This window comes from Flavobacterium collinsii (assembly GCF_946903285.1).
Classification (GTDB): Bacteria; Bacteroidota; Bacteroidia; order Flavobacteriales; family Flavobacteriaceae; genus Flavobacterium; species Flavobacterium collinsii.
Window position 1 is genome coordinate 4702754 of record NZ_OX336425.1, and the last position, 12799, is coordinate 4715552.

Annotated in this window: 6 protein-coding genes; 2 read left to right on the forward strand and 4 right to left on the reverse strand. The window is 33.9% G+C overall.

The genetic code is table 11. From position 1 onward, the window contains the following. From OGZ34_RS19030 to OGZ34_RS19040, 3 genes are all read right to left on the reverse strand, one after another. The gene (locus OGZ34_RS19030) at nt 1-2067 is read right to left on the reverse strand and encodes a fibronectin type III domain-containing protein (RefSeq protein ID WP_263361368.1); all 2067 of its coding nucleotides are present in this window, start codon (nt 2065-2067) and stop codon (nt 1-3) included. A gap of 666 nt (nt 2068-2733) precedes the next feature. Beyond that, nucleotides 2734-6318 (reverse strand): ABC transporter permease/M1 family aminopeptidase, encoded by a 3585-nt coding sequence (locus OGZ34_RS19035; protein ID WP_263361369.1) that lies wholly within the window; start codon nt 6316-6318, stop codon nt 2734-2736. A 99-nt stretch (nt 6319-6417) separates the two neighbouring features. Further along, on the reverse strand, nt 6418-7290 hold the full coding sequence (locus tag OGZ34_RS19040; RefSeq protein WP_173968164.1) for an ABC transporter ATP-binding protein: 873 nt from the start codon (nt 7288-7290) through the stop codon (nt 6418-6420). A gap of 98 nt (nt 7291-7388) precedes the next feature. Between OGZ34_RS19040 and OGZ34_RS19045 the strand changes: the two genes are divergently transcribed. Together OGZ34_RS19045 and OGZ34_RS19050 are read left to right on the forward strand one after the other, a co-directional pair. Then, entirely contained in the window at nt 7389-7697 is a 309-nt protein-coding gene (locus OGZ34_RS19045; RefSeq protein ID WP_263361370.1) for an HD domain-containing protein, read from the forward strand. 117 nt (nt 7698-7814) lie between these two features. Then, on the forward strand, nt 7815-9962 hold the full coding sequence (locus tag OGZ34_RS19050; RefSeq protein ID WP_317853240.1) for a TonB-dependent receptor: 2148 nt from the start codon (nt 7815-7817) through the stop codon (nt 9960-9962). 75 nt (nt 9963-10037) lie between these two features. Here the strand turns inward: OGZ34_RS19050 and OGZ34_RS19055 are convergent, their stop codons facing one another. Further along, nucleotides 10038-12434, reverse strand: a complete 2397-nt coding sequence (locus tag OGZ34_RS19055; protein WP_263361371.1) for a TonB-dependent receptor — start codon at nt 12432-12434, stop codon at nt 10038-10040. Between the last annotated feature and the right edge of the window lie 365 nt (nt 12435-12799).

A 12799-nucleotide genomic window follows, 5' to 3' on the forward strand; every position in this document is an offset into this window, starting at 1 on the left:
CTAATAAAAAATGGTTAAAACTTCTTCTTTTGCAGGATTGCTACTTAGCAAACTTGGAATTAAATGATACTCATATTTCATGTTTATTTTTAAATTTTTATCTTCTAGCGTAAAAACATCTCCATTTAATTCTTTCCATAATGTTGGCGGAGATCCTTTTAGATTTTTATAAATGCTTAAACTGGTTACTTTTTCTTTATTTTTAACATAATCCCAAGTCAAGGTTACTTTTTTGGTTTCTCTATCTGGTATCCCTTGTAAAAATGAAATAATTTTAACAGGAGAAAAATCTAAAACTTGTACTGTTATTACTGAATGATCTAATGAAGACCAGAGATTACTTTTATCCTTCGCCAAAATAGCGTACTGATATGTTTTTTTATTATCTACTTTTTCATCTGTAAACTCCTGAATAGTATCATTGATTTGTTTTATCTCCAGCCACTGCTCCTGCCCTTTCTCTCTCCTCCTTAGGCTATAACCTACAACATCTTCGCTATAACTTCTAATCCATTTTAAATGAACCTTTCCTTCTTTATTGTCATAATCTTTAAAAATTGGTGCAGCTGGCGGTATTTTATCCGGTTTATCCAGTACCAAAACATCAGATGGCTCCGAGACATTAAATCGCATATCTTCGGCTGCAATTCTGTAATACACTTTGCTATTGGTCATTTTAAGACTAACACTATCTTTATAAGCATTACCTAAATATGATTTATGATAGATATCTACAAATTCTTCGTCAGCATTATTGGCTTTAAAAATGCGATATCCTCTTAAATCTTTTTCCAGATTGGGTTTCCATTTTAATTGAACCGTTCCAAGGCTATCAATTGTGCCCTCAAGCCCACTAGGTTTTGCAGGAGGTATTGAATCTACAGGCTGAACTAACATACTTTGGGAAGTTATACGCTTATTATTTTTACCTACTACGGATATGGTAAAATAATTTGATGGAAATAAACTTGCTTTATAAATGAGTTTACGCTCAGATGGTGAAATACTTTTAGTAACAACCTTGTAAGGCCCTTTGTCATTATCTGCTAAATTAATTTCATACCCCTGAATAAAACTTTCTGATGCTGCAGGGTATTCCCACTCCAAAATGACTTCGTTCCAGTTTAAAATATTATAATCTGATAATCTTGCCGGTGTAACCACAGCTGTAATGCCACTTGTAGTAATGGATTTTGTTATTTCTCCTTTTTCTCCGAATGAGGTTATACCATACAATCTGTAATGATACTTTTTATCATTTACACTAAGTGTATCAACATAATACATGGTTTTAGAAGGATGCTCCTCTTTATCATTTAAATTAACCAAAGGCGTAGAAGCTATCGGGCTAAAATTGATTCCGTCAGTAGATTTCTCTACCATAAACGAAGTGTAGATTCTTTTAAAAGTCTCATAATCCCAAGACAGTAAGATTTTTTTATCATCGGGAATTGCAATAAAATCCGTTGGAGCCGGAAGAGTAGTATAATCTCTTAACCCGATCATATACGAAGATTCTTTAATCTTTGGACTTTCGAAAACACTTACCTGGTAGGCATATACTTCGTTCTTTTTTACATTAGTATCTACGTATCCCCAACCTGCCTTTACAGCACTTTCAAAACTCATATCTGCTGCATATAAAGCAAAAGTATAACGCTGATCCAGTTCGTCTGCCATATTCACAATTCTCGACAAATCTCCTTCTTTAGCCCCCGTTACTTCAAAACTTTCTCCATAAATAGATTGTGCAATTATAGCTGCATTATTATCTTTTTGTACTAAATCTAACCAGGATTCTAAAGGTTCGGGAATCAGTGGCTTTAGAGTCAGTACTGTTTTTTCGGGTTTAGATACAATATCCCCGTCTCGCAACAAAGTAGTTCTGGTAATTATGAACCCTTTTTTATTTGCCTTTTGCCACTCACTTGAAGAATTAACCGCCCAACGAATCAAGATTTGATCTTTTTGAGCTCTGGCATTAACCATTACTGTAGTCTGCTTACTTTGAGAAAAACCTAACGAAATTAAAAATAAGAAAAGAATTAGAAATCTAAATTTCAACATTTATGCGTAATTATCTGTTAAAAAATGTAAAAGTAACATTTTATGATTAACCGACAAGATAATTTGTAAAAAAAATATTACTTTAAATAAACTAAAAAATAACTAAATACATACAAAAATATTCTAATACACACTTTTAACATTTAAAATAATCAAATCATAATTATTTTTATTCAACAGTAAATATTCAGAGTTAAAAAACAAAAAAATCAGAGTAAGAAATAATTTTTCCATTTAAAACCAACTTTCTCCAGTAGATTTTCAAATTCGATCTCTAAAATAGGAAAGGACCTGTAAGTTCTTTAGCGAAAAATGTTCCTATTTACAAACCATTTTTCTACAATATTCTTTTTAAGGTAGTTCCCCAGAAGAAAGAAACCTTTAAAGGTAAAATCTATCTATCAACTAACACAAACTCATTTTACAGAGCAAAAATTACAAAGAATGAGAATATAAGGGGCAAAATAAATGTACCTACTATGCGTAAAAAAGAAAAACTTTTGCAGGATTATCTCCCACAAAAGTTTTTCTTTTTTTACAAAACTATTTAAATTATTTGTCCTGCAACCTCATTGATTAGGATTTCAAGTAATGAAATCCATAGCTTCAAAAAATCACGCAAATAGCTTTTTAATGAAACGAATGTTTATGAATTCTGCTGCAAAATTAATCTTCTGCTTTCTTCAAATTGTCTTCTGGAATTCGATCAATCAAATAGTTGTAGGGATCAATACCAGCTTCAAAAGGTTTCTCTTTAGTCTTAAAAACATAAACATTTTCCTTTTTTATTATTTTTAGCCTTTTGTAAATCAAAACCTTACCCAAACCGGAATCGTTTTTTGGTTCCGCAAAAACAGCAATATCAATATAATCTGCAACAGGTATTGGGGTTTCTTTTCCAAGTGCATCCGATCTGAATTTTTCAGAAGTCGTTTTTAAAGTGATTTCGTACTCAGAACCTACTTTTTTATATTTGGCTTCAAGCATTCGATTTGAAAATAATGTAATATTTTCAAACATATCAGAAATCAAATACTGTAAACTATCCGGAGTTACTTTACGCAATTCATTTACTACACTTACCGAAGTTGGAAATGGCGGGTTTTTATAAGCATAAGTGTCAACCAAATTTTTCAAAGCCTGATTTACCTTTTTCTCCCCAATCATTTCTTTTAAATAATACATGACTACACTTGCTTTTTGATAGTGGATGTATTGCTGGTGCTCAGTTTTCATCAAAGGTTGTTCTCCTTCAAGCTCAGAACTACGGCCGCTTAAATAACGATCCATCTCATACTTCAGGAATTTTTTCATTTTGTCTTTTCCATATTCTTTTTCCATGACCATCAAAGCAGAATATTGTGCGAAACCTTCACTAAACATTTCACTTCCCTGCATATTGGCACCAGAAACCTGATGTGCCCAATACTGATGTGCCATTTCGTGTGCCGTGACATAATAAACCTGGTCAATATCCTCTTTCTTTACGTCACTTAAATCAATGATAAAACCGATACCTTCGCTAAAAGGCATAGTACCAGGAAAGGCTTGTGCAAAACTTTGGTATCTTGGAAACTCAATAATTCTACATTGTTTATGATAATATGGTCCAAAGTTTTTAGTATAATATTCTAATGATTTCTGCATGCTTTTGAGCATATTCGGAACATTATAGGCATGTTCTTTGTCGTAATAAACTTCGAGATCTATGCCGTTCCATTTTTTACGGGCTATTTCATACTTTGCAGAAATAAAGGAATAAAAGTTCAATGATTTTTGATCCAATTTGTAATTGAAATACTTTCTTCCATTAGCTTCCCACGTTTTTAATAGTGATCCCGGAGCAATGGCAGTTTGGTCCGGTGCTGTACTTATCGTCGTATTCACCTCAACCCAATCCGAATCATTTGCAAGGTACGTATTGCCCCTGGCCGAAAGATTGTTCTCGTCCAGTTTTGGCATTCTGTCTCTCTTTGGTAATTTCAATTTGATTCGTTTGTTTTTATCTGAAATCTCCACGCCATTATTGTATCCCAGAGATGGTACAATATCATAATTATTGAAAAACGTTCCGTTTTGAGTGAGTTGTGTAAAAGTGACTTCATTTTCGAATCCTTTTGTCAATTTCCATAAATCGACATTAATCTTAATGGAGTCATTAGGCAATAACGGTTTGTTTAATGCATAAATCTCATAATTTAAACGCGAATCTTTTAATTTCAATTTTGCTCCGGCAATACTCATTTTTAAACTATCAGTTACTTCTGGCATCGTAAAATGGAGTTCTCGTATAGCTACATTAGATTTGTTTTTCGCCCAAATTTCTATTTTTGCAGTCATGTTTCGTTTTTCAGGCACAAGGTCAATAGTGTAATTGAATTTATAAAAACGAGGCTGTACAAGATTTTCGAATTTTTTATATTTTTTCTCATAATCCACCTGCTTGTTCTCCTGTTCTTTTGAAGAATCGTAAGTGTTTAAAATTTTGGTATTATAATAAACAAAACTACTGCAAAGTGCAAATAAAACTAAGGTGGTCGCTATGCCAATCTTATTTTTTCCAAGTTGTTTTTTTGCATTTACCCATCTGTATTTAAATTGCTGTTCTTTACCACGAATATAAAATGCGTTAATGACAAAACACAAGATCAAACAAAATAGTGCCCAATACACATTGAACCAAATGGTAGAGGAGACAAAAGGGCCAAACCCATTCATGTCTGAGTAAGTAATGGCTGGTGTGTTACCAAAATTCAACATATTGCTATTGATTTCGAGTACCCCCCAAATGAAATTATTAACAATTATAAAAGTGACAAAAGCAAAATAAGCTATATATCGGTTGTTGATTAAATAATGGAACAACAAGGAGATTACCGCCATAAAAGAATAGCTCAGTAAAGACACTACCATTATTGATTTTAGATAAACATCTAATTTGTAATTGTAATATCCATGAGCTGTTTGTGACACAATTCCAACGATTATCGTTAAGGCAAAAACGATGGCTAAAGCAATAATGAGAGCTACCAATTTAGAGGAGAATAAAACACCTGTTTGGATAGGTGTAGCATCTTGAATTTCATTGATTTTGGCATCACGTTCTTTCCAAACCAGAACACCAGTGTAAAAAGTAATAAATCCAATCATAAAAATGCCAAAAGCCCCTTTTATAGTATCGATTACATCATAAGTAACAGGATATTGAGCAATTCCATAGCGGCCTGTAAAACTCGTAAGGCTTGCAATCAAATTAATCATTCCAATGGCAACAATGATAATAAAGGTTGGATTTTTGATGATTGATTTAGTTTCAAATTTTACTAAACCCCAAAAGGTATTTATCGAAAAGACATTAGCTTTTGTTGCTTCGAATATCACATTGGAAACAAGAACAGGAGCTTCAGATACTTTTGATTTTTTGCTCTCTTTGCTTTTTTCTTTCTTAGTATTAAAAGAAAACTTAAAATAAACTGCGACTAAAATAATCAAACTAATTCCTATCCAGATCAAACGATTGGTTAATAAATCGCCATGTAAGGGGACTGCACTTAGGTTTTTTTCAGCAACGGTGACATATTTCGTCATAATCTTAAAAGGACGAAGTCCAAAAGGATCAAGCAAATTCGCTAACCATTCTTTATGGATATCTTTGGTAAATCCAGAGGAAACAATATAGAATACCAAAATAAGCATAGCACCTATAAAAGATACTATATTGCTTCTAAAAATAATCGCTAAAGCAAATAATAAAACCCCTGAGATAATCACATTTGGAATCCCAAAAACCAATAAACCCTGTAAATGCCCAGACCAAATGATTTCGCCAAATCTTTCCGCTGGACACATATTAAAAATGGGTGCTAATACCGGAGCAATCAAAACACCTAAAGAAATTCCAAGTAAAGGAATTACGGAGACGATCGCTGCTCCAATAAATTTCCCGAAATAATAGTCCCTTTTTTTGATTGGGGAGGAGAATATAAATTGATACATTCCACTTTGAAAATCACGGTTGGCCGTGGCGTTCATAAAAGCTGTAGTCATCAGTAAACAAATTACCGAAAGTATACCGTAGAATTGTTCTACGACAAAAGGTGCATTTTTGTGTATATTACCAATGCTTTCGCCAATGGTAACCTGCTCAGATCCAACCGCAAAAAAAACGATCAGGGTATTAATGAATAAAAAGATCCATATCATTGGTGTCTGTAACCAATATTTTAATTCGTATCGTATAAATTTCCACATAATTTTTTATTTAAAAAGAGCTAAAAGATTGACGTTATTTGATACTGAGATTTTATCAGCCTAAGTTTCTAAAATCTTAGTAATTCAGTATCTTTTTTCTTAAACTAATTCGTTTAATTTCGCAAAAAACACATCTTCGAGATTTTCCTCTGCCGGACTGAATCCGTCATTCAAATGAGTATTCGAAAAAACGTGAATCAAAGGTTGTCCACCAACTAATTTATTCGAAATAACTTTGTAGCCTTTTTGGTATTCAGGTAATTCAAGTTTGGTTACTTTTTTCTCCCATACTTTGCTTTTCACTTGTAGTAAAGCATCATCAGTATTACCACTAAATAATACTTTTCCTTGGTTCATAATCGCCATTTGTGTGCAAAGTTCACGAACATCCTGAACAATATGAGTAGAAAGGATAACAACGGTATTTTCTCCAATTTCACTCAGGATATTATAAAAACGATTTCTTTCACCAGGATCCAATCCTGCAGTTGGTTCATCTACAATAACCAATTGTGGATTTCCTATTAAACATTGTGCAATCCCAAAACGCTGACGCATTCCTCCACTATAACTGTTCACAGCATTTTTTCGATGTTCCCAAAGATTGACTTTAACTAGTAATTGTTCTATGATTTGTTTACGGTCTGATTTTTTATCAAACCCTTTCAGTAATGCCAAATGATCCAAAAGTTCTACAGCTGACGTTCTCGGATATACGCCAAATTCCTGTGGTAAGTAACCCAGAACTTTACGAACCGCTTCTTTGTTATTCAGGACGTCAATATCGCCAAGGGTTACTGAGCCACTGTCAACATCTTGTAAAGTAGCCAGTGTTCGCATCAAAGAAGATTTCCCGGCTCCGTTGGGCCCCAGTAATCCAAACATTCCTTTTTTAATATGAAGCGAAACATCGTTCAATGCATGTACCCCATTACTGTATTTTTTGTCCAGGTTTTTAATGATTAATTCCATATTGTATCTTTTAGTTTTGATTGGTTATAAATACGTAAGACGTTACTTAAAATTAATAGTTACAGTATTGATGCAAAATTTATTTTTAATTTGAGATAATGCAGCTCTCTATATCAGGAAACTCCAGTAAAAATTCTAAGAATTACTTACGCAGAATTTACAATCTTTGGTATGAATTTGAGAATAAAGTAAGTAACGAATCAAAAGTTGCTAATTCTTTAGATAAATTAGAAGCTCAGATTCAACATAATGAAGCAGATATCGAAACTTCCTGGCTTGATATTGAGAAGAAAATGCTTTTCACGCTAGATAAACATGTGATTTTCAACTATTTACTTACCATTTTGAAAGACGTAATTGTTCAGGAAGGAATAACAAAACTTAAATCAGCCGAATTAAGTAACTAACTCCAACTAAATAATAAAATAGAGAAACAGCACGGCTTTAGCTGCTTTTCTCCTATTATTCTTCTAATAGATTCTCTATATTTGCTTCTATTTTAATTAAATCTAAATAAACCAAATATGCGAATTTATTCTTTGCTGATGGTGTTCTTTACTATAAGTTCACTTTCCGCCCAACAAGTTTCTAAAGCAAATCACCAAAGTCAAGACAGTGTTTTACCTGACAAATCAAAATCTGACAATGAATTAAAAGAAATTGTTATTTCTGCCACAAGACAAGTTGAAAGTTTAAACGAAGTTCCTTCTTCAGTAACGATACTTTCAAAGAAACAATTACAACAACAATTAAGCATAAGTTCCAATTTAAGTGATATTTTGGGCACAACAGTTCCGGGCTTGGGTTTTACCACGAATAGAACTCAGAATTTAGGTCAGACTTTACGTGGTCGTCGCGTATTGGTAATGATTGATGGTATTCCACAATCTACACCTTTAAGAGACGGAGCAAAAGACATGCGTTCTCTGGATCCTACAGTGCTGGATCGTGTTGAAGTTATTAAAGGCGCTACCGCAATTTACGGTAACGGTGCTGATGGAGGTTTGATCAATTACATTACAAAAAAACCAACTACCGATAAAACAATAAGCGGATCAACAGAGGCCGGGACAGCTTTCTCATTGATTAAACCTAAAGAAACTGCCGGTTTCTTTGTGTCACAGCAGTTCAACGGAAAAATTAAGAAGTTCGATTATGTAGTTAGTGGCCGTTATGAAGAAACAGGACTTTATCGCGATGCTAAAGGACGTGTCCTTTCACCGGAATATGGAATGAACGACCTTAGAAACTGGAATGCTTTTGCTAAAATCGGATATGATTTTAACGCTAACAATCGTCTGGAATTAATGTACAATTATTTCAAAAGCACACAACACACTGATTATATTGCCAAAGCCGGAGTGTATGGAAATTTTGATAGGCCTACTACCGGAATCAAAGGGTCACGTCCCGGAGAACCAGAAGGAACGCCTTATAACCACAATGCCGCTTTAAGTTATATTGGGGAGAATATTATTGGAAATACAGATATTAATGCTACTCTCTATTTTCAAGATTATCTTACACTTATTAACTATAGCGACTTTTTTGAAAACAAAGGACAACCTGCTACACAAAGTAAAAAATTTGGTTTTCGTTTGAATTTAAACAGTCCGTACGAAATCAATTCTCTTATATCCGGTAATGTTACTTATGGGGTGGATATTCTTTCAGATATTACCGATACTCATCTTACTGATGACAGATTGGTAATTCCGGAAATGAGTATGACCAATTTAGCTCCTTACTTTCAAATTAAGAACATGTTTGGACCAAACTTGGTATTTAAAACCGGTTTGAGACTTGAAAATGTAAGCATTGACGTTCCTAACTATACTACCATTGGTATTCGTAATTATGTAAACGGAACTTACGTAGGTGGAGGTGTCGCAGTAAACGGCGGGGCATTACATTTTAATGCACTAATGTTCAATGCCGGATTGCGTTATACAAAATGGAATTTGTTTAAACCTTTTGTAAGCTTTTCTCAAAGTTTCAGTGTAGCCGACTTAGGTTTAGTATTACGTGCTGCAAAAGAAAATACCGTTAACAATACTTCAATAAAAGCGGTTACTGCCAATAATTATGAATTTGGATTCTCCGGAGCTGTAGATCGATTATCTTATGAAGCAGCTGTTTATTACAGTACTTCCAAATTAGGTGCTTCTTATGTTTACATCGACGGTAATCCACAGATTTCCCGTTCACCTGAAAAGATCTATGGTTTTGAATTATCAGCAAAATACCGTCTTCATTCCAAAATAGATATCGGAGCCAGTTATTCTTTTACAGAGGGGAAACGTGAACTTGCCGACAAAAAAGTATATTTAGGAGGTGATCGCATCAATCCGCCAAAAATAACAGCTTATACTGTATTTAGGCCTATCGAAGACTGGTCGATTTTTCTTCAAATGATCAATACACCAGGAAGAGACAGATTCGAACCTGTTAATGGAGCTTATACGTATGGAACAGGACCAATAAAATCATTCACCGCTTTTAATCTTTCGTCCGGTTATACTTTTATGAAAAAAAGTACGATTCGTTTAGGTGTTGAGAATTTATTCAATAGGGACTACTATACGGTTATCTCACAATGGCAATCGAACAATATGAATTATGTTAAAGAAAATGGTACACGACTAACCTTAAGCTTTACACAAGCATTCTAATTACATCACAAGTCATCAACAAAAAAGGCTCGAACATTACGTTCGAGCCTTTTTACGTTCAGTATTCTAAAAAAACTAGAATTTATAAGTTAAACTACCCATAACGGTACGTGGAGCCTGGACATTTATTGTAGTATAACCATTAAAATACAATTGGTCTGTTAAGTTATTTACTTTTAAAGACACTCTGTATTTCGGCTGATCGTAGTACAAAGCAGTATTAACCACAGCATATGAAGGAAGCTCAAAAGTTTGACCAGGTCCGTTATTGTAAATGTAGGTAGCGTCTCCGTAATTCCCTCCAAATCCTAAACCTAATCCTTTCAATTTTGTTTTCTGAAGATTATAACTAAACCAGTAGTTGATTAAATTTTCAGGTCCTGCAGTTACAGGTCTTAAATCATTTAATTTAGAGTTATTATTAGAGTACCCCACAAGAAGGTTCAATCCCGGAATTGGGTTAGCTGTTAGCTCTACCTCAAAACCTTTACTATATTGTGTTCCGTTTTGTATGCTTGCATTTGGAAGATTCGGATCTGCAATTACAATATTGTCAACTTTGATATCATAATAACTAAAGGTTGCGCTTACTTTATTCTGGAAAGCATTCACTTTCACACCAACTTCAAGCTGATTTGCTTTTTCAGGATCAAACTGTTTCATTTCAAGCTTCCCATCAACATTAGCATTTAAGAATCCTTTATTGGTAAAGCTATTTTGGTAATTTCCAAAAACAGATACCTGATCTTTTACGATTTGATACACAGCACCAAATTTTGGCGAGAAAGCATTTTGAGAAAAATTGTCCGCTTTTGTATTTGAAGCAGGATCAAATGATCCTTTATTTTGAAAATGATCAAAACGTACCGCTGCCGAAAGAATTAATCTTTCTGTAATGTTGATTGCATCTGCTACGTAAACACTATATGTTGCTATAGAACTATTAGTGGTATAAGGAGGATTCCCTTTTCCGGTAAGTGCATCCTTTACATTTGTTGGGTTAAAGTCGTAATAATTAGTCACCGCTCCTGTATACTTTATGGTATCAAATGCCGCATAACCCGGTAAACTTTGGTACACTAATTTATTTGAACCGTAATAGATATCACCACCTACCAAGAAGCGGTTTCTCATTGATCCAATTTTGAAATCTCCATTAAAGTTTTGTTGGAATTCGATCGCATTATCTTTTCCATTTGCATCCCAGGCGTTTCTTGAGAATTCCTGATCTTTCAAAAGGTAAAACCATGTCTGTAAACCACTTGCTTTATTAGAACTGCTGCTGAATACGGTTTGAGAAGTCCATTCTTCTGAAATTTGATAAAGAGCCTGCGCAAAAACGTTTAATGTTTTGGTGTTGGTCATAAATTCATCTCCTAAATATGATCTTTTGAAATTAACATCCAAATTCTTAGCATTATTAACCCCTAAGTCAGCTATAGAAACTCCAAAAGGAAGATAAATTAAAGGCATACCAGAGTTGTCCTGATTTCCAATTTCGGCATCGATAGAGATGGTAAGTTTATCGTTTACTTTATAAGCAAAAGACGGCGCTACGAAGAAACTCTTTGAGTAACCGAAATCCTGAAAAGTATTCGCATTTCCAAAAGCAGCATTCAATCTGAACAATGCCGTATGGTCATCATTAATTGGAGTATTGATATCGGCCGTTAAACGGTTAAAACCATAACTTCCGTTTTGATATGAAATTTCTCCACCAAAATTATCATACGGTTTTTTAGTTACACGGTTGATTAATCCACCGTAAGAAGAAACCACATTTCCAAAAAGTGTAGCTGATGGTCCTTTTATCACTTCGATTCTTTCTAAGTTTACCGCATCAGTGTTACTGTTTACTTTTCCGGCAAGACCATTTCTCACTAAACTCTGAGTAGTAAATCCACGTAAGGAATACCATGAAGCTCCGTCACCGGCACGATTGGTAGCTGCCCATAATTGATATAAACCTGGTACATTTTTTAATGCTTCATCCTGATTGGTTACCAACTGATCTTTGATCAACTCTTTAGTAACGACATTATATACTTGTGAATTTTCAAGATTTTTAATCGTCATTCTCGATACATACTGACTTTCTGATTTAGTATACTTATTAGCATTCCCTTTTACAAATACTTCCGTAAGTGCCTCAGAAGTGGTAAGCAGTGTGAAATTTTCGACAAGATCACTTCCAGCTGAAACCGTAACATTTTTTTCTTTAGATGAAAACCCAATTACCGAAACCTTCAGAATATAATTTCCGGGTCTGATGTTCTTGATCTCATAATTTCCCTGAGCATCAGTAGTAGTTCCAATCTTTGTTCCTTTAAGAGTTACAGAAATATTATCCGCTGCTTCATCATTAGATAATGAAACCGTTCCTTTTATTGTACCAGTCTGTGCAAACGATGCAGAAGCCGTAAGCAGCATCATCAAACAGCCCAAAAGTGGCAATAGTACTTTTACTTTCATGTTATTTAGAATTATTTTTAATAGTGCAAATGTATTATTTGTATCAAATCAAACCAAATTATTTTGAATTATTCTAGATAACAACCCTGTTTTGATACTTTTAAGTACTATTTTTCATTCTTTTAGTAGAAAAAAAGCAATATTCATTTTTTATATTAAAATTAACCCGTTGGGTGTAATTGTTTTTAACACATAGTAACATGGAGATGGCAAGCACGATCTCTGCACTAGAACGAACATCTGATATATTATCAGTTCGTCACATCAAAACGTACTCTTTTTATAGGGAATCACGCTCTAAATGTCTTCACAAACCCCGACCTAAAGTTACTCCCTCTAATTCGCCTTTGTGGCAATTGGCTACA

What these genes read in the sequence shown, in the direction of transcription:
- OGZ34_RS19030 (WP_263361368.1), bottom strand. Translation starts at nt 2,067, where the DNA reads ATGTTGAAATTTAGATTTCTAATTCTTTTCTTATTTTTAATTTCGTTA.
- OGZ34_RS19035 (WP_263361369.1), bottom strand. Translation starts at nt 6,318, where the DNA reads ATGTGGAAATTTATACGATACGAATTAAAATATTGGTTACAGACACCA.
- OGZ34_RS19040 (WP_173968164.1), bottom strand. Translation starts at nt 7,290, where the DNA reads ATGGAATTAATCATTAAAAACCTGGACAAAAAATACAGTAATGGGGTA.
- OGZ34_RS19045 (WP_263361370.1), top strand. Translation starts at nt 7,389, where the DNA reads ATGCAGCTCTCTATATCAGGAAACTCCAGTAAAAATTCTAAGAATTAC.
- OGZ34_RS19050 (WP_317853240.1), top strand. Translation starts at nt 7,815, where the DNA reads ATGCGAATTTATTCTTTGCTGATGGTGTTCTTTACTATAAGTTCACTT.
- OGZ34_RS19055 (WP_263361371.1), bottom strand. Translation starts at nt 12,434, where the DNA reads ATGAAAGTAAAAGTACTATTGCCACTTTTGGGCTGTTTGATGATGCTG.